This is a genomic window from Streptomyces sp. NPDC104309 (genome assembly GCF_055584025.1).
Genome location: NZ_JBVJMV010000010.1, coordinates 189,585 through 207,782, shown reverse-complemented (window position 1 = coordinate 207,782; position 18,198 = coordinate 189,585). Strand labels below are relative to the sequence as shown.

Genomic DNA, 18,198 nt, shown 5'->3' with positions numbered 1-18,198 from the left:
CTTCCTTCAGGTAGGGGAAGGGCCGGACAACGCTACGCCTGAGGGCGTGCCGTGCTGGCGGTCCGGCCGTGTGTCCTGATCGATGTCAATCGGTGAAGTAGCCCGGGTACTCGGCGCGCAGCGCCGGGCCGCGTTCCAGGGCGCGCCGGGCGTGCCGGCTGATCAGGGCGCGGCCCGCGGGCAGATCGGCGTTCTCCAGAGCGTCGACGATCAGCCGGTGCTCGTCGATCAGTGCGCGCATCGCGGCGGAGTCCGGCAGGGAGAGCCGGCGCAGCCGGTCCAGTTGCAGCTTCATCCGCTGCACGGCCTGCCATGCCCCCGGATAGCCGCTGAGCGAGAAGATCTCGCAGTGCAGGGCCTCGTCGGCCAGGAAGAACGCGTCGTAGTCCTCGGCACGGCAGCTGTGCTCCTGCCGTTCGAGCAGTTCACGCAGCACGGTGACGTCCACCGTCGGGTCGGCGCACGCCACTTCGAAGGCCGAGACCTCCAGGCTCTCGCGGACGAAGCGCGCCTCTTCGACGTCACGCAGGCTGATCAGGCCGACCCGTGTGCCGACTTGGGGTACGACCCGCACGAGCCCGGCGTCGACGAGCCGTGCGAGTGCTTCGCGCACAGGGGTGCGGCTGACGTGGAGTTGTCCGGCCAGGTCGGTCTCGGACAGGGATGCTCCCGGAGCGAGCCGGAGTTCGCGGATCGCGGCGACCAGCTCCTCGTGGACGCGGTCGGACGTCCGGGTCCGCGCCCCGTCCCGGATGATCGGGGCCAGTCCCGCGTCGCGCCCGGCCAAGTTCCGTTCAGGGATGCGCGGTTGTTGAGGGAGATTCACGAAATGATCGTTGCACGCCGTATGCTTGTATGCAAGTATCCCCACCATCGACCCACTCGTCGGGGAAGGGAAACACCGTGTGCGCCGACGCGCGAGACCCGTCACCGTAGGACCCTGCGTGAGACTCCTTCCCGTGCGGCGAATGTGACGGCGGAATCCGGGCCAGGTGTCCGTGCGGGGAGGCAGTGCCACGACCGCGACCGCGGGAAGGCCCGGCGTCCCTGTCCCATCGGCGACCGGAGCCGTGCCTCTTCGCGAGCGGCTTCCGTCGAGCTGCCGGAACACGCGTGGACGACCGCGATTCCGGTACGCCCGCACAGTGCGCGAACACCTTTTGCGCCCAAGTCCGTTGCCCGCACCACCGGCCTCGGACCCCAAGCCGTCATCCGGGCCTCGCGGACGACCCGTCCGCGCCCGGCCATGTGCCAGTACGTCCACCGTGCCCCTTCCGGCGGGTTTCACAGCCGTCCGCGGGCACGGGACCGGGAATCAACCGACGTACTCGACCCAGGCCAGAACGTCCCGCAAGACCAGCCAGGCAACACCCCTGGCCGTCCGCGAGGACTGCCTCGATCCACGCAGTGAAACGAACAGCGCTGTACAGAGCCGAATTTGAGAGGACGTCATGGTCATGCGCAAGGCGAGACTCGCTGCGGCGGCCGTCATCGCCGCCACCGGCATCATGCTTTCGGGGTGCGGTGGCAGTACCGAAGCGAGCACCGACGGACCGGCCGAAATCACCTTCTGGGGGTGGGCGGAGGGCTACGAGAAGTCCGTCGAGCTGTGGAACAAGTCGCACCCGGACATCCACGTGAAGTACGAGGCGATAACCAACGGCGGCGCGGGCGGCTACAACAAGATGCTCACTGCCGCCAAGGCGGGGAAGGCCCCCTGCCTGGCACAGGTCGGCTACGAAACCTTTTCGAGCTTCCTCGCCGCCGGCGTGCTGCAGGACGTCAGTGGCTACGTGAAACCGCGGAAGGACGAGTTCGCCGACTGGGTGTGGGGCAACGTCGGCGTCGACGGCAAGGCCTACGGCATTCCGGTCGACACCGCGCCGATGGCGATGTTCTACCGCGCCGACCTCTTCAAGAAGGCGCACATCGAAGTCCCCAGGACCTGGGACGAGTTCACCACCGCTGCGGCGGCGGTGAAGGCCGCCGACCCGTCGTCGCGCCTCATGAACCTCCCCACCGACCCCTACCTCTACGCCGGATTCGCCTGGCAGGACGGTGCCCCCTGGTTCGGCACCGAGAACGACGCCTGGTCCGTCTCGCTCGACAGCGCGGCGAATGGCAAGGTCGCCGGCTACTGGCAGGGACTCTTCGACAAGGACCTCGTCACCTCCCATCCCGCCTTCGACGCCGCGCTGTACTCGGCATGGAGCAAGGGAAAGGTCTGGGCGGAGGTCGGCCCGGTCTGGTCCGCCTCCCTCATCCGGGACAACGCCGCCGGCTCCGCGGGCAAGTGGGACATCGCGCCCATGCCGCGGTGGGGCACACAGGACGCCGTCGGCAACTCGGGCGGCTCGGCCACGGCCGTGATGAAGGACTGCGCGCGGCCGAAGGAGGCCACCGAATTCGCCCTGTGGATGTCGACCGACTCCGGTTCGGTCTCGAACCTGATCGACTCCGCGGCCATCCTTCCCGCCTCCAAGTCCGGGCTCGCCAACAAGGCACTGGACGCCCCTCAGAGCTACTACGGCGGCCGCCCCATCTACCAGCTGTTCCGTCAGGAGGCGGCCAAGGTGAACCCCGACTGGCAGTGGGGCCCGGTCATGTCCACCACGGCCACGACGCTCGGTGACGGTCTCGGCAAGGTGCACACCAAGAAGGGCACCTTCCAGGACGCCCTGAACAGCACCCAGAAGGGCACGGTCTCCGCCCTGCGGTCCCAGGGATTCTCCGTGAGCAAGTAGTCCCGCGCGGGGGCCGCGCCGACGCGGCCCCCGCTGGATCCGCAAACCCGCCACCCCACGGAAGACGTGACCATGCCCTCCTCGACGATCCGGCGGCGCCGACTGCGCGAACTGAGGCGAGCCGCGCCCTTCGTCCTGCCGTTCCTCCTGCTCTTCGTCATCGTCTACCTGGTACCCACCGGGTACTCCGTGGGCCAGAGCTTCTTCGCCGAAAAACGCTCCGGCCTCGGCCTTTCCGGAGCCGAGTCCGTCTTCGCGGGCTTCGACAACTACATCCGGGTCTCCCACGACACGGACTTCATCTCGTCGCTGGGGCGGGTGGCATTCGTCGGCGTCATCCAGGTGCCCGTCATGCTCGCCATCGCACTTTTCCTCGCCCTGCTCATCGATTCGTCCGCCACGAAGGGACGCCGGTTCTTCCGGATCGCCTACTTCATCCCCTACGGGCTGCCCGGTGTGATCGCCGGTCTGGTCTGGTCCTTCCTGTACGCGCCCTCGCTGAGCCCCATCACCCGGTACTTCGAGTCGATGGGCGTCCACTTCAGCTTCGTCACCGACGGCGCTCTGCCCTTCTCGATCGCCAACATCCTGACCTGGGCATGGACCGGCTACAACACCATCCTGATCTTCGCGGCCCTGCAGGCAGTCCCCGAGGAGACCATGGAGGCCGCCGCGCTCGACGGCTGTTCCGGCTGGAAGGCCGCGCTGCTCATCAAGGTGCCGCAGATCCGACCGGCCCTGCTGCTTACCCTCGTCTTCTCCATCATCGGCACGTTCCAGCTGTACAACGAGCCCGCCACCATGAAATCCGTGGCGCCGAACCTGTCGTCCACCTACACACCGATCATGGCCGCGCTGCGGTCGCTGTCGGCCAACGACTTCAACTACGCCGCCGCGCAGTCCGTGGTGCTCGGCGCGCTGATCTGCGTACTGTCCGTCCTTGTCTTCCGCGCATCGGCCAGGAGCGTCGACTGATGACCGCCACCCTGCAATCGCCCACCCGAACCGCGCCCGTGGCCCGGGAACCGAAGCCGCGGCGTTCCCCGGCGGGCGCCCTCACGACGGTCAACCCGGCATCGCGCCTGTTCGTGCTGGCCGTCATGACCCTCTTCGCCGTGTACTTCCTGCTCCCGGTGTGGTGGCTGGTCGTCTCCGCCACCAAGGGCTCCGGAGAGATCTTCTCGGGCAACGGCTTCTGGTTCGGCGGGCACTTCGCCCTCTTCGACAACATCCGGACCCTGTTCGAGGCCCAGGGCGGCATCTACGCGCGCTGGCTGCTCAACTCGCTGCTGTACGCGGTCGGCGGCGGGATCGTCTCCACGGTCCTGGCGTCCATGTGCGGTTACGCACTCGCCAAGTTCCCGTTCCCGGGGCGCGAGGCCGTTTTCGGGACGGTACTCGCAGCCGTGCTGCTGCCCGCACCTGTGCTCGCCATCCCGCTCTACCTCGTGTTCAGTTACACGGGGACCATCAACACTTTCTGGGCCGTGTTCATCCCGAGCATCGTCAGTCCCTTCGGCGTGTACCTCAGCCGGATCTACGCGGCGTCCTCGATACCGGACGCCCTGATCGAGTCCGGGCGCATCGACGGAGCCGGCGAGCTGCGCATCTTCGCGATGTGCGCGCGGCTCATGGCTCCCGCGATGGTCACGATCTTCCTGTTCCAGTTCGTCGCGATCTGGACGAACTTCCTCCTGCCCTCGCTCATGCTCGCCGACACCTCGCTCCAGCCGGTGACGGTGGGCCTCGTCGGCTGGCGTGAGCTCCAGGGCTATCCCATCAGCTACACCACCGTCGTCACCGGCGCGCTGGTCTCCGTCGTCCCCGTCGTCGCCATGTTCGTGTCGTTGCAGTCGTTCTGGAGCAAGGGCCTCGTCACGGGAGCCGTCAAGTAGCCCATCCACCCCGAAAGGATGATCCATGAACATCCTGACGCGAAGAGTGGCAGCAGTGTGTGTCGCTCTTCTTCTGGCGGTACCAGGCACCACCGCCGTAGCAGCCGACGACCCACCGACGAACCTGCTCGCCGCGGACCTGGACACCGGATTCGACAGCGGCAAGAGCCCGCTGACCATGGCCGGCCAGACATCGGGAGGCACCCAGCAGATCGTGCAGGTCGACGGCGACAACGCCCTCGAACTCCGCGACGCCTCCCAGGGCACCAACCTCTCCAGCTACTTCTACCACCGGTGGTCCACCGGCGTACTGAAGGACCGGATCAACGCCGTCTACAGCGAGCCGGTCGGCAGCCCCGCCCGGCAGTTCGTCCTCCAGTACGACCTGGCGCGGAGCGCGGCCAGCGACAAGCCCGTCGCCAAGGACATCTACGCCCAGATCCAGTTCGGCAACTTCGACAACAACCTCGTGCCGCGATTCCCGGTGCCCGCGGTGAGCGTCACCACCACCTCCGCCTACACCGGCACCTCCGGCAGCCTGTCGCGGGTCGACGACACCGCCCTCCCCCCGTACCGCTTCACGATCGTCCCCAACGGCGGGCAGCGGCTCATCTCCACGGTGGAGCTGGGCTTTTCGGTGCGCGTCGACACCGGCGGCACCGACGAGGCGATCACCGTCGACAACCTCGGCGTCTACGAGGTACCCGGCGGCATCACCGACACGGAGCCCCCCACCGCCCCGACCTCACTGACCGCCGGCGTGACGGCCGGCAGTGTCTCGCTCGGCTGGACCGCCTCGACCGACAACCTCGGCGTGACCGGGTACGACGTCTTCCGCGACGGCTACCAGGTCGCTTCCGTCAGCGGCACCACCACCTCGGCCGTCGTCACCGGCCTGATGCCCGCCACGCGCTACGACTTCACGGTGCGGGCCAGGGACGCGAGCGGCAACAGCAGCGCGCCGAGCACGCCGCTCAAGACATCGACCGGCCCGTACGTGCCGGAGTCGCCCGCCCCCTACCCCGGCACCCAGAAGACCCGGACACAGTGGCTGTGGAACAAGACCAAGGCCATGAAGGAGGAGAGCGGCGCAATCAACGTGGCCCAGTACACCGCGCAGCTCGCCGACCACGAGAACGTGACGACGAACCTCGCCAAGCTCGACGCCCAGTTCCAGAGCTACGACTACGAGCAGTACAAGACCATGGCGAAGATGTACTCCTACCTCATGGTCGGGGACCAGTTCAGCCCGGACATGCTGGCGCACGTGCGCGGCTACTTCGCCTCGTACGGCTACGCGAAACTCCCGCAGACCGAGAACCTGCGGATGAGCAACTACGCCACCGGATACCTCGTCGGCCAGTACTTCCCCGACCTCGCCGACCTCAACGGCCGCTCCGGGGCACAGCTGAAGGCCGCCAACAAGGCGAACATCCTTGAGATGGTGAACGCGGGCGTGCGCAGCGGATGGGCGGAGTACCAGAGCCCCGAGTACACCTTCATGACGTATTTCTGTCTCAACGCCCTCTACCAGTGGGCCGACGACGCCCAGTTGCGCCAGCAGGTGAGGATGGCGATGGACGTGATGTGGTTCGAGTGGGCCAACGACTGGATCGACGGCTACATGATCTCGTCGGAGAGCCGAGCCAAGGGCGACCTGTCCTCCGTCAACGATCCGACCTGGCGGCCCGCGGACCACTCGATGCTCGCCTGGACGTACTTCGGCGCCCACCGCGCACAGCAGGGTGTCGGCGAATCCGACAACCCGGCGCCCTCGGCGTACCGTCCGAACCTTGAGTACGCCGGTCTTGTGGCCTGGCCGGGGACCAAGTACACACCGCCCGGGGCGGCGGTGGAGATCGGCCGGAAGACCGACAAGTCCTACACCGCGCACAAGACCAACCTCCAGAACTCCAGTGGCAACGCGATGGACATCTACCGCACCGGCTACGTGCGTCCCACGTGGGGCCTGGGCACCGAGGTCCAGTACCGTCGGGTCGACAACTGGATCGAGGATCTGCCGGTCGTGCTCCGCTGGCACTCCGACGCCGCGAATCCGCTGTTCCGGCTGTCGGTCGACCAGGGCAACGCCTCGATCGGTGCCTATGACCAGCCCGCCAACCAGCGGGTGATGCAGGACGGTCCCACGGCGGTCGGCGTCTACAAGTCGTCGGGCGATCAGGCCTCGAACTACATCAACGCACTGTTTCCCGCCAACGGTTCGATTCGGGAACGGCGTGAGGTCGACGGGTGGACGATCGCCGACACGGGGCCGATGTACTTCGCGTACAAGCCGGCGAAGCCCGGAACCTGGTACCACCAGACACCGAACGACCCTGCCAACAAGGTGAAGACGACTGCGCAGAACCACCCGACCGCCACCCTCAGCTACAGCTATGACATTCTGCGCAGCCAGGCCGACAGCAACGGCTGGGTGCTGGAATCGGCGGACGCGTCCAAGTACGCCGACCTCGACGCGTTCGCGCACGCCCTCACCACTACCACCAGCCTGGATGTGAGCCATGTCGACGAGGCGAATCCGCGGCTGGTGTACCGCAGCCTGGGCGGGGACGACCTGGACATCACCTTCGACTCCGCTTCGGAGGCGCCCGGCGCCACCCATCTCGTGAACGGTGCACCGGTCGACTACGACGCGTTCAAGCTGTTCGACACCCCGTGGCTGCAGCAGGACAAACGGGGCTCGACGTTCACCGCCACAGTCGGTGGCGAATCCGTCGTCTACGACTTCGACCACTGGACCGTGACCGCCGTGGACGGCAGGGACCAACACCGGCGCAGCGGCCCCCGGCCCGACGACGCTCAGAGGGCGGGCCACGGACCCGGGGCGTGTCCGCAGGGTCACGGGAGCCGGAATTGCAAACAGGCGAGGGCGACCACGGCTCGGTAGTGGACGGCTCTCGTGTCGCGTCGCCGCCGCCCGCACGGCGGCGACCGGCGGCCCGTCACCGAGGACGGGGGACAGTTCGACCTTGTGAAGGCAGGCCCGGCCGGATACCGATTCCGGGGGATGGCTGTCCCAAGTCCGTGGGCCACTGCGGCAGGAGAGTCCGAGCACACCTCGGAGCGGGATCCGTGGACAAGACCGGCTTCGGCGCCTTGCGCCCTCCACCCGGTCCTGGCGGGTGGGACGGTGGAAGAAGCCCCAGTCGATCCTCGCGGGGCACTTCGTCAGTCGACAGAAACCGGCTCGGTGGGAGGCATATTGAGCAGCGTGGCGGCGGATTCCTCGGCCAGATCCTCGGCGTGGCGGGGGAGGGGCTTGTCGGCTCGTAGGTGGCGCCGTACCAGCGCGAGAGGCAGGTCGACCAGGGCGAGAGCGACGCGCTCGGCGGCCTGGGGGCCCTCGGCGCCCAGAGCCGCCGTGACGGAGGCCAGGGCGGTGCGCACGCGCTGGTTGCCCCGGTCCGCGCGACGGATGTGTTCCTCGGACCAGTCGGCGCGCCCGAAGTCTTCGGCGCCGTAGAGGAGCAGAGCGGCTTCCTTCGGGTGGGCGCGGCTCCATGCGACGACCTGTCGGGCCGCGGCGGGCCCGGATCGCTGCGGGTCGACGTCCGCTTCGAGAATCTCGACGTAGCCCGCCTGGAAGCTCTCGACCGTCCGCAGCCACACCTCGGCGAGCAGGGCTGTCCGCCCCGCGAACCGGTGGTAGGCCGAGCCGCTCGGGGCGCCCACCGCTGCGGCCACGCACACCCGGCGCGCCGGGGGCGGTACGTGCGGCTGCTGCGCAGCCTCGCTCGTTGACCGCCGAGTGCGGGGCCGCCCGGACCAGGGGCGGGTCGCCCGGAGGCGGGCTCCTCCGGGCGACCCGACCCCCCGTCGATCCCGTCAGCCCTTCGGAATTCCCCTCATCACCAGCACGACCCCGCCCGACCCGGCCTCACGGTCCACGGCGAGGACCGGCCCGGCGCGCGTGGCGGGCCGAATCCCTTCGCCCGTGGACGCGGCCGTCCGGGCTCTGCGGTGCCGAGCTGCCGTCGGGCCCATAGGCTGCCGGTCACAACCATCCGCAGCGCTGGGCCTGCAAGGCCAGCTGGAAGCGGTTCTCGGCGCCCACCTGAGCCATCAGGATCTGCAGGCGGCGGTACAGCGTGCGGCGACTGATTCCCATCTCACGGGCGATGACGTCGTCGCTCGCTCCGCCCGCGAGGAGCCACAGCACACGGCGGTCGGCGGGCGGCAGACCGCCTGGGCGGGTGGCGCGGCCGTGGAACGGCAGAGCACTCTGCCAGGACTGTTCGAACAGCGCCACGAGCGCGGAGAGCAGGCCGCACGGCTGCACGACCAGCATGGTGTTGTGCACGTCGGCCTCTTTGATCGACAACGACACGAGCGCGTACGCCTCGTCGATGATCACGAGCTTGACCGGCACCGACGGCACCACCCTGGCCTGCTCGCCGGCCTTGATGCACGGTTCGATGACCTCCTTCAGATGGCCCGGATGCTCCAGCGACTCCCGCGAGTACACGACACGCTGTGTAACCCCGCGCGCGAGCGTGGCCAGCGCGTCGTCCGTGGCCCCGGACAGCGGGAAGTACGGCGGTGACTCGAACTGCCGGATCTGATCGCGGGCGCTCGCCCAGGCATGACGAATCCTGGGCCCGACGGCGTCGCCGGTGACGACCTCGACGAGATGGTCGTTGTACGCGGCGAGCCGCTGTCGCCGGAACGACTCGAACGCGCCCCCGACGGTGATGCGCGACTCCTCGACCTCGGCCGCCCGGTGCCGGGCGAGAATCTCCAGGCCCGCGGTGGGCGGAACCGGGGCCACCACGTCCCCGCCCTCCTCGGCGGCACTGGCCAGACCGGCGTCCACCAGTGCGCCGTAAGCCGTGGCGAGTTCCGCACCGCCCAGACCGGCCGCGGTTCCGATCGCACTCAACGGAGCAGGGGCCAGCTCCAGCAGCGCCAGATAGACCTGGCCCGTCGCGTGATCGAGTCCCAGAAGCCGAAGGGCCTCGCGGAGTTTCGCGTTCGTCATACGCCGAATTATCGACGACTGCTCGCGACGCCGTGGCCGATCTGTGCCAGTGGCGGTCTTCGGCACCAAGGGTGTGCGGTGCGGGATAACGTCCGAGAGCCGCCGGCGACCGGCGGCAGCGAGGGCGCCCGGGCCGCACCGGGAGGGAGCTCGGCCTGTCCGCAGGGCTCCGGCTGCCCCTCGCCGCCGAGGAACCCACCCAGAAGAAGGTGTATGACGTGGCGAAAGCCCGAAAGAACGGTCTCTACTCAGGGATCTCCGAGGAACTGTCCGCTCTGATGCGGACGGGATGGGCGGACACCGAACGGCACGACCTGAGGCTCGGCGAGCAGTCTCCGTACGCGGCCCGCCGCCGCGCCGCGCTCTCCGCGCGCTTCCCCGGCGAACGCCTGGTGATCCCCTCGGGGAATCTCAAGGTGCGTTCGAACGACGACACCTACCCGTTCCGCCCGTACTCGGGCTATGTGCACATGACCGGAGACCAGGCCCGGGACGGCGCGCTCGTCCTCGAACCCCGTGCCGAAGGCGGCCACGACGCCTACTGCTACCAGCTGCCGCGGGACAGCAGGGACAACGACGAATTCTGGGTCGGCGCCACGGCGGAGCTGTGGATGGGCCGGCGCCGCTCCCTCGCCGAGTCGGAGCTCGTGCTCGGCCTGCCCTGCCGCGACGTCCGCACGGTGGCCCGGGACCTTTCCGCCGCCTCCGGTGCGCCGACACGGATCGTGCGCGGTGTCGACCCGTCCCTGGAGGCCGTAGTCACCACCGAGGAGGAGCGCGACGCCGAACTGGAAGAGGCGCTCAGTGATCTCCGCCTCGTCAAGGACGACTGGGAGATCGCCGAGCTCCGCAAGGCCGTGGACTCCACCGTGCGCGGATTCACCGATGTGATCGGTGAGCTCTCCCGGGCGGTCGCGTCGTCCGAGCGGTGGATCGAGGGCACGTTCTTCCGCCGTGCGCGCCTTGAAGGAAACTCCGTGGGCTACGGCTCGATCTGCGCCGCGGGTGAGCACGCCACCATCATGCACTGGACGGACAACGACGGTCCGGTGCGCCCGGGGGACCTCCTCCTGCTCGACGCCGGTGTGGAGACGCACACCCTCTACACCGCCGACGTCACGCGCACGCTGCCGGTCAGCGGAACCTTCACACCCCTGCAGCGCAAGGTCTACGACGCGGTGTACGAGGCCCAGGAAGCCGGCATGGCGGCCGTCAAGCCGGGCGCCGCGTACCGCGACTTCCACGAGGCGTCCCAGCGTCACCTGGCGGCCCGGCTGGTCGAGTGGGGCTTCGTCGAGGGCCCGGCCGACCGCGCGTACGAACTCGGCCTCCAGCGTCGCTTCACCATGGCGGGCACCGGTCACATGCTCGGTCTGGACGTCCACGACTGCGCGGAGGCCCGGCACGAGGAATACGTCGACGGAGTCCTTGAGCCGGGCATGGTGCTCACCGTCGAGCCCGGTCTGTACTTCCAGCCGGACGACCTCACCGTGCCCGAGGAGTGGCGCGGCATCGGCGTCCGGATCGAGGACGACCTGGTCGTCACCGACGACGGTCACGAGAACCTGTCGGCCGGCCTGCCGCGGTCGGCGGACGACGTCGAGGCGTGGATGGCCCGGTTCGCGGGCTGAGTACGCCGCAGAAGGTGTCCGGTGCCGGATCCACCGGATCGAACGGCTACGGCGGCCGGCCCGAGCCCGCCCTGCGCCTGTCTGCCAGAATCGCCATATGGCTGATCACGACGCTGCCCGCGGCTATTTGCTGGACAACAGACAGTCCGAGGCGGGTATCCGCTTCGGGGCCCTTGCCGAGCTGTTCGACCCGGTGACGTTCCGGCACGTCGACCGGCTCGGGATCGGTGCCGGCATGCGGTGCTGGGAGGTCGGCGCCGGCGGTCCGTCCGTCCCCCTCGGACTCGCCGAACGAGTCACCCCGAGGGGGACGGTGATCGCCACCGACATCGACGTGTCCTGGACCCGGGACATCGCCGGCGGCGTGATCGAGGTGCTGTCCCACGACGTGGCGGCCGACCCGCCGCCGCCCGGCGGCTTCGACCTCGTGCACGCACGGCTGGTCCTGGTGCACGTCACCGACCGCGCCGAGGCACTGCGCCGGATGGTCCAGGCGCTGAGGCCCGGCGGCTGGCTGCTCCTGGAGGACGCCGACCCCGCGTTGCAGCCGCTGCTCTGCCCGGACGAGTCGGGTCCCGAACAGCGCCTCGCCAACCGGTTGCGGTCCGGCTTCCGCACCCTGATGGCGGCGCGCGGCGCGGACCTCGCGTACGGGCGGACCCTGCCCGGAGTGCTTCGCGAAGCCGGTCTGCACGATGTGCAGGCCGACGCGTACTTCCCGATCACCTCGCCGGCGTGTGCCGTGCTCGAGGACGCGACGGTGCGGCAGATCCGCCACCGTCTGGTGGGGGAAGGACTTGCCACCGACGAGGAGATCGACCGCCACTTGGCGAACGTCGCCACCGGGCGGCTCGACCTGGCCACCGCCCCGATGATCTCCGCGTGGGGACGCCGCCCGTAACCCCTCCACGACTGCTCATCGGGCGGCCGCGGGCCCCGGCACGATCCCGTCACCGCTCGGCTCGTGCCGGGGTCGTACGCGGGGACGCGCGACACGCCTTCGACGCCGAGCCCGGCGGCTTCCCGCTGACTACGATCCGGCTGGGGGACGGTGCCGACGGGCGAGGAGCAGTTCATGGCCGAATTGGTCTCCGTGAACGTGGGGCTGCCCCGGGACGTCGCCTGGCACGGCAGAACGGTCCGGACCGGTATCTGGAAGACCCCCGTGACAGGCCCGGTGACGGTCCGGCGGCTCAACCTCGACGGCGACGGCCAGGGCGACACCGTGGGACACGGCGGCGAGATGCGGGCCGTGATGGTCTACCAGCTCGGCTCCTACCACTACTGGGCGAAGGAGCTGGGCCGTGACGACTTCGTCCACGGCCAGTTCGGCGAGAACTTCACCGTGGAGGGCCTGCCGGACGACGAGGTGTGCATCGGCGACCGCTACCGCATCGGCGACGCCGTGTTCGAGGTGAGCCAGCCCCGCGTCACCTGCTACCGGGTGGGGATCCGCATGGACGAACCCCGCATGGCGGCGCTGCTCGTCGCACACAAGCGGCCCGGCTTCTACTTCCGTGTCATCGAGGAGGGCGAGGTCGCCGCGGGCCAGGAGATCGTGAAGATCGCCGACGGGCCGGGACGGCTGACCGTCGCCGAGGTCGACGGCTTGCTCTACCTGCCCCGCCCGCCGCGTGAGCGGGTCCGGGCCGCACGAGGCATCAAGGCCCTGAGCGCCGGCTGGCGGGAGTCGTTCACCGCGATGCTCGATCAGCGGGAGTACGTCACCGGTAACCCGGGGCTGAGCGCCGAGGGCACGTCCCCGCCGCCCGCCTGGCCGGGATTCCGCCCCCTGCGCGTGACCGGGACCGTGCGGGAGAGCCGCGCGATCTTGTCCCTCCAGCTCGCCGACCCCGACGGAGAGCCGCTGCCGCCGGCCCTTCCCGGCCAGTATCTGACGCTGCGTCTGTCGGTCGACGGCGACGGCGACGGCGACGGCGCTCCGGCGCTGGTCCGTTCCTATTCGCTGTCCGGACGGCCCGGCGCGCCCACGTACCGCATCAGCGTCAAGCGGGAACCGCACGGTGCGGCCAGCACCTGGCTGCACGAGCGGGTGCGGGTCGGTGACCTCCTTCAGACGGCCGCTCCGCGCGGAGTGTTCACTCTGCGGGCCGAGGACGCCGACCCGGTCCTACTGGTCTCCGCCGGCGTCGGCGTCACACCCGTGCTCGCCATGCTCCACGCCCTGGCCGACGCGCGAACCGCCCGTCGGGTCTGGTGGGTCCACGCGGCGCGCGACAGCCGGGAGCACGCCTTCGCGAAGGAGGCCGCCCAGTTGCTGGGCCGACTCCCACACGCCCGGCTGCGCATCTGCTACAGCCACCCGGCGCCACAGGATCGGCTCGGAACCGACTACACCGACCGGGGACGCCTCTCCCGGGAACGGTTCGCCGAACTCGCCCTCCCGTCCACGAGCCAGGCCTACGTGTGCGGACCGCCGTCCTTCATGGTCGACGTCCACGCTGCCCTGGAGTCGCTGGGCCTGTCGGCCGGGCAGGTGCACACGGAGATCTTCGGCGCCGGCCCCTCCACCACCCCCGGCATCGCCGCCGCACCAGCCCGTCCTCCGCACGCCCCGGAGGGCCCGTCCGGCACCGGCCCGACGGTGTCCTTCGCCCGCAGCGGACTCACCGTGCCCTGGCAGGACGGCTACGGCAGCCTGCTGGACTTCGCCGAGGCCTGCGATGTCCCCGTCCGCTGGTCCTGCCGCACCGGGGTATGCCACACCTGCGAGTCCGGAAAGCTGTCCGGAGCCGTCATCTACGACCCCGACCCGCTCGGGCCGCCCGCCGAGGGCGACGTCCTGATCTGCTGCTCCCGGCCCGACGGAGACGTGACACTCGACCTCTGAGCCGGGCGTGGCACCGACCGGTGGCGCGGGCGCCCCGGGCGCAGGCCACCGGCTCCGCGCCGGTGTCGCCGATGGCCGCGAGGAGATGCCGCCGCACACTCACCCCGGCCCGCAGTTCGTCAGCGGGGGAAGGCGAGCACAGCGGCGGCATCTGATGGCGCACCAAACGCTGTCTCTGGGACAAAACGCTCTTCAAGGGTCGCTGAGTGACCCGTGTCTTCCCCCGATGCCCGCCGGGCGCCGAGACTTTGACGGTCAGTCCCGGAACGTCGAACCGTCGAGCCGGGATCGACCGGCCTTCTCGTCACTCGTGACCAGTGAACTCGCCCGCACCGCTCCTATAGCATGATCGAACCCACGACGAGCACCGTCATCGCAGTCCTTCACCGGAAAATCACGCTGTCCGGCACGAAGGGTGACCTATTCGATCAACATCTAACAAATCGGCCAAATAATTGATATCTATAGCGTCGCGGATGTTTTCGCGAATAAGCAGAATGACGTTCTCCGCGGGGCGTCAACCGCGGGCAATACTCTGGGCCGCGGCGGGTGTGGTGACCCTCGGCTTCCTCATTGCGTTGGAGATCGCCGCGCGGCACTACGGCCTGCCGGGGCCGATCGTCAGCCAGGTGCAAGAGGTGGTAACAGCCCCCAAATCGGGTTTCCTCTTGTACGCCAGTATGGCGTTGATGATGGTGGTGCTCACCTGGCGGCAACGGTTCATCGCGGCTGGTGTCGCGATCGGCATCGACGTCGCCTTCCTGCTGGTGCGGTGGGCGGCCGACATCAAGGTGACCGACGGTCATCCCTTCGGCAACGGCGCGTTGTGGGTGATTCTGGGCTATGCGGTCATCGCTCTCACGCGCCGCACAGGCCGGGAACGAGCCCTGCTGTTGAAGGGCGTCGGGCTGGGCCTGCTGCTGGTGGCCGGCCGCAAGACCGGTGATACCTGGCTGCTCATCACGTCGAAGACCCGCCCGGCGGTGCTCGACCAGTACGTGGCAACCGCCGATCACGCGCTGGGCAACCCGTCGTGGCTGGTAGGCCGCATTGTCACGGCCACCGGCCCGATCGGCGCCCATCTTCTCGACTCCGTCTACACCCTGCTTCCGGTGGCGGCGGTCGTCGTCACGCTGTACCAGCTACGTGCCGTGGCGGTCGAGCGCTGCTTCCCGGGCCATCATCTGGTGCGCACCTTCTTGGTCATCGGCCTCCTCGGGCCGGCCATCTACATGATCTACCCGGTGGTCGGACCGATCTTCGCCTACGGCGCCGACGGCGGGCACTGGGCGGTGGCCGACCTGTGGCCGGACACGCCGCCGCCGATCAATACCCCGCACCACATGCCGTTCGACGAGATCACCCCGCGCAACTGCATGCCCAGTCTGCACACGGCGTGGGCTACCGCGATCTTCATTCATTCCCGCAAGGGCCCACGGACTCTGCGGATCGGCGGCGCGTTCTGGCTGATCGCCACGCTCGCCGCGACACTGGGATTCGGCTACCACTACGGCGCGGATATCGTTGCCGGTGTGGTGTTCGCGCTCACGATCGAGGTGGCGCTGCGTTCGCACGAACGCGGTTGGGACCGGCGAGGAATCCAGCTGGTCACCTACGGTGCAACGGTCTTCGCCGCGCTCCTGGTGTCATATCGCTATCTGTCGATGGAGATGGCCGAATATCCGTGGATGTTCGGGCCACTTCTCATTCTGGCGATGACGTCAGTGGTCTACGGCTACGTACGGATCACCAGACTGTGGGAGCCGAAGGCCGGACCGGTGCCACAACCGGAACCGCAACCCGAACTGGTTTGAGTCATGGTGCGTCCGGAGGCGTGCGAGCTCCAGGCGCGACTTGTGCCGGACGCCAATTCTCCTGGTCTCCGGCTTCTCGCGCCGCCTCACGACGTGTCGGATGCCGGCGTCTCATCCTTGTGTCGTCTGCTCGGCGGTCCGCGCCGACCGGGGTGAGCCGTCGGACTCGTCTTGTCGCAGCACACTTGGCCGGAGTCACGATGCCGGCCAGTGTTGTTGCCATGCCGACCGAGAAGGTCGGGCTCATTGTCCTCGAACGACATCGCTGTCGCGGAAGAGGCGACAAGTCTGCCCTTGCCCAACCTGGTTGACGGAGCGTCACCGAGGAGAACTCCGAGCTGGTCACCCGGTTCCTGGAGCCCCGGAGAACAATGCTCAGCACCTGTGGATCCGCCCATCGACGGGGTCATCGAGCAAGGTCGACGTTGCGGCGCCGGTCGAGAAGGCGCGCCCGGCGCTGCGGCGTTGCACCGGACGGACGTCTGTTCCGCGGCGCAGTGTGGAATGACGTCGATGCCTCGGCCGGATGCGGGCCTGGCCCCGTTGGCCCGGTGTGAGCAGAAGGGGTCGGGTCGAGCCACGCATCCGCCGGCGTCGGGCGGAGCCAGCCTCACCGGCGTTGTGCCGGGGGTGTTGCTGTCACCAGGATGAGAGGGATCCCGTTGCAGGGCCGCAGTTGCTGCCCGCCGTGTTCCGTGCCGATTCCCGGTCCGGCCAGTACCGCCGCGAAGTCCGGGCCCCTGGTGAGCGATCCGACCAGGTGGTGGGGATCGGTAGAGGCGGCGACCCGGCCGCGCGCGTTGACCAGGCGGGCGGTTCCCGGCAGGCGTTGGAGCAGGGGCATGACGACCGCTTCAAAGCGCCGCAGGTAGATGTCGGCAGCGGCCACTCCCATGAAGCGTCCCCCGACCGTCACCGGTGAGGAGAGGGTGAGGCTGTACTCGTCGGAGCAGAGGTAGTCGACGTACGGTCCCGCGACCGCCCGCTGTCCGGTGTCGCGGGGCAGGGTGAACCAGTCCCAGTGGGTGTAGTCGGAGTACGCCGAGTGCTCCGGGTCCAGGTCGAGCAACAGCGGATGTGCGGCACCGTCCGCGCTGGTCTGCCACCACTCCAGCCACGCGGGTACGTCGTCGAGCAGTCCTGGCGCCGCCACGAAGCCGAGCCCCGAGATCAGGTCGTACCGGGCGAGACCGGCGCGCAGGCCGGGGCGGAGCGCGGCCAGATCGGCCGAGACCGGCCGACGGCCGTCTGTGACGGCCGAGGCCAGTACCGACTCCGTGTCCGTAGCGGTCCTGCCTACGGCGTCGAAGACTCCTTCGAGCGCGTCTCGGACACGGGCGGCCGCGTCGGCGACTGTCATCTCGTCAAGTACTGCCGATCCGGCGCTTGCGAGATGGGGACTGCTGCCCATCGGGGCCCTCCTTCGGACGGCGACCGCGCGCATCGTCGGCCGAGCCGAGCCGGAGTTCGATCAGGCGCGCCATGGAGGCCTGCACGCATTGTTCGGCCAGCGTCCTGGCGCGGTCATCCGCCCCATCATGCACGGCTGAGATTACGGCGCGGTGACGATCCGCTGCCTCCTTGAGGTGCCGGTCCTCGCAGAGCACGAGGCGCAGAAGGGCCCCCACTTCGGTCTGGAGAGTGACCTCTTCCCTGGTCAGCCGGGCGGACTGGGCGGCCGCGGCCAGTTCGACATGGAAGCGCCCGAAGATGCGACTGCGCGCCCCCGAGCCCTCGGCCACCACCAACTCTCCCAGAGACCTCTGCAGTTGCTGCAGATCCTCGGGGTCGGTGCGCTGGGCCGCGAGCCGCGCGGCGGCACCCGAAACGGCTGCCCAGTGGTCGGCGAGATCACGGAGTTCCTCGGTGCTCCAGTCGGAGAGGCGGTCAAGCAGCCGGTCCTCCGCAGGACCGTCGGGCACGGTGACGAAGCTGCCCCCGCCACGGCCCCTGCGGGTGGCGACCAGGCCCCTTTGCCGCAGTGCCATCAGCGCTTCCCGCAGGGTCACGGTGGAGACGCCGAGCTGGGCGGCGAGGTCGGTCTCGCCGGGCAGCTGCTCGCCGTCCGCGAGCAGTCCGAGGTCGATGGCGTCACCGAGCCGCCGCACGACGGCATCCACGCGGGCCAGGGTGTCGACCGGCGTGAAGACAACTCTGCGGGCGCCGGGTCTGTCTTGGTTCACGATCACCACCTTGCCAGTTGACCGAGCTTTTACCTTAACGGGCCCTTGAAATTAGAACTATGACTTCATATGTTTACGGTC

13 protein-coding genes are annotated in these 18,198 nt (G+C 69.0%); 8 read left to right on the top strand and 5 right to left on the bottom strand.

The features are described 5' to 3' along the window. Positions 1–85: 85 nt before the first annotated feature. Positions 86–826, bottom strand: coding sequence for a GntR family transcriptional regulator (locus ACZ68L_RS17375; protein WP_469577672.1), 741 nt, complete (start codon positions 824–826; stop codon positions 86–88). Positions 827–1,457: 631 nt separating this feature from the next. Between ACZ68L_RS17375 and ACZ68L_RS17370 the strand changes: the two genes are divergently transcribed. From ACZ68L_RS17370 to ACZ68L_RS17355, 4 genes are all read left to right on the top strand, one after another. Continuing rightward, a complete protein-coding gene (locus tag ACZ68L_RS17370; RefSeq protein WP_469577671.1) occupies positions 1,458–2,744 on the top strand; it encodes an ABC transporter substrate-binding protein in 1,287 nt (428 codons plus the stop codon). A gap of 72 nt (positions 2,745–2,816) precedes the next feature. After that, positions 2,817–3,719: a carbohydrate ABC transporter permease gene (locus tag ACZ68L_RS17365; RefSeq protein ID WP_469577670.1), complete on the top strand. Its 903-nt coding sequence runs from the start codon at positions 2,817–2,819 to the stop codon at positions 3,717–3,719. Then, positions 3,719–4,639 carry a carbohydrate ABC transporter permease gene (locus ACZ68L_RS17360; protein WP_469577669.1) on the top strand — a complete coding sequence of 307 codons (921 nt, stop codon included), beginning with the start codon at positions 3,719–3,721 and terminating at the stop codon, positions 4,637–4,639. Before ACZ68L_RS17365 ends, ACZ68L_RS17360 begins: the two co-directional genes overlap by 1 nt. A 25-nt stretch (positions 4,640–4,664) precedes the next feature. Continuing rightward, positions 4,665–7,547, top strand: a complete 2,883-nt coding sequence (locus ACZ68L_RS17355) for a fibronectin type III domain-containing protein (RefSeq protein ID WP_469577668.1) — start codon at positions 4,665–4,667, stop codon at positions 7,545–7,547. Positions 7,548–7,828: 281 nt separating this feature from the next. On the opposite strand, the gene ACZ68L_RS17350 is transcribed toward ACZ68L_RS17355, so the two are convergent. Together ACZ68L_RS17350 and ACZ68L_RS17345 are read right to left on the bottom strand one after the other, a co-directional pair. Then, the gene (locus tag ACZ68L_RS17350; RefSeq protein ID WP_469577667.1) at positions 7,829–8,344 is read right to left on the bottom strand and encodes a TetR/AcrR family transcriptional regulator; all 516 of its coding nucleotides are present in this window, start codon (positions 8,342–8,344) and stop codon (positions 7,829–7,831) included. 310 nt (positions 8,345–8,654) lie between these two features. Further along, positions 8,655–9,638 (bottom strand): LuxR family transcriptional regulator, encoded by a 984-nt coding sequence (locus ACZ68L_RS17345; RefSeq protein ID WP_469577665.1) that lies wholly within the window; start codon positions 9,636–9,638, stop codon positions 8,655–8,657. 218 nt (positions 9,639–9,856) lie between these two features. Between ACZ68L_RS17345 and ACZ68L_RS17340 the strand changes: the two genes are divergently transcribed. The 4 genes from ACZ68L_RS17340 (at position 9,857) to ACZ68L_RS17325 (ending at position 15,934) form a co-directional block, all read left to right on the top strand. Continuing rightward, positions 9,857–11,269 carry an aminopeptidase P family protein gene (locus ACZ68L_RS17340; RefSeq protein WP_469577664.1) on the top strand — a complete coding sequence of 471 codons (1,413 nt, stop codon included), beginning with the start codon at positions 9,857–9,859 and terminating at the stop codon, positions 11,267–11,269. A gap of 97 nt (positions 11,270–11,366) precedes the next feature. After that, positions 11,367–12,170 (top strand): class I SAM-dependent methyltransferase, encoded by an 804-nt coding sequence (locus tag ACZ68L_RS17335; protein ID WP_469577663.1) that lies wholly within the window; start codon positions 11,367–11,369, stop codon positions 12,168–12,170. A 174-nt stretch (positions 12,171–12,344) separates the two neighbouring features. Further along, entirely contained in the window at positions 12,345–14,120 is a 1,776-nt protein-coding gene (locus tag ACZ68L_RS17330; protein ID WP_469577662.1) for an MOSC domain-containing protein, read from the top strand. A 497-nt stretch (positions 14,121–14,617) separates the two neighbouring features. Beyond that, on the top strand, positions 14,618–15,934 hold the full coding sequence (locus ACZ68L_RS17325) for a phosphatase PAP2 family protein (RefSeq protein WP_469577661.1): 1,317 nt from the start codon (positions 14,618–14,620) through the stop codon (positions 15,932–15,934). Between the two features lie 610 nt (positions 15,935–16,544). Here the strand turns inward: ACZ68L_RS17325 and ACZ68L_RS17320 are convergent. Together ACZ68L_RS17320 and ACZ68L_RS17315 are read right to left on the bottom strand one after the other, a co-directional pair. Beyond that, complete coding sequence (locus ACZ68L_RS17320; protein ID WP_469577660.1) at positions 16,545–17,294, bottom strand: cache domain-containing protein; 750 nt, start codon at positions 17,292–17,294, stop codon at positions 16,545–16,547. A 4-nt stretch (positions 17,295–17,298) separates the two neighbouring features. After that, on the bottom strand, positions 17,299–18,117 hold the full coding sequence (locus tag ACZ68L_RS17315) for a FadR/GntR family transcriptional regulator (protein ID WP_469577659.1): 819 nt from the start codon (positions 18,115–18,117) through the stop codon (positions 17,299–17,301). Positions 18,118–18,198 lie beyond the last annotated feature (81 nt).

Bases quoted from the DNA above. Each gene is read 5' to 3' on its own strand.
- ACZ68L_RS17370 (WP_469577671.1), top strand. From the start codon at position 1,458: ATGCGCAAGGCGAGACTCGCTGCGGCGGCCGTCATCGCCGCCACCGGC.
- ACZ68L_RS17365 (WP_469577670.1), top strand. From the start codon at position 2,817: ATGCCCTCCTCGACGATCCGGCGGCGCCGACTGCGCGAACTGAGGCGA.
- ACZ68L_RS17360 (WP_469577669.1), top strand. From the start codon at position 3,719: ATGACCGCCACCCTGCAATCGCCCACCCGAACCGCGCCCGTGGCCCGG.
- ACZ68L_RS17355 (WP_469577668.1), top strand. From the start codon at position 4,665: ATGAACATCCTGACGCGAAGAGTGGCAGCAGTGTGTGTCGCTCTTCTT.
- ACZ68L_RS17345 (WP_469577665.1), bottom strand. From the start codon at position 9,638: ATGACGAACGCGAAACTCCGCGAGGCCCTTCGGCTTCTGGGACTCGAT.
- ACZ68L_RS17335 (WP_469577663.1), top strand. From the start codon at position 11,367: ATGGCTGATCACGACGCTGCCCGCGGCTATTTGCTGGACAACAGACAG.
- ACZ68L_RS17330 (WP_469577662.1), top strand. From the start codon at position 12,345: ATGGCCGAATTGGTCTCCGTGAACGTGGGGCTGCCCCGGGACGTCGCC.
- ACZ68L_RS17325 (WP_469577661.1), top strand. From the start codon at position 14,618: ATGACGTTCTCCGCGGGGCGTCAACCGCGGGCAATACTCTGGGCCGCG.
- ACZ68L_RS17320 (WP_469577660.1), bottom strand. From the start codon at position 17,294: ATGACAGTCGCCGACGCGGCCGCCCGTGTCCGAGACGCGCTCGAAGGA.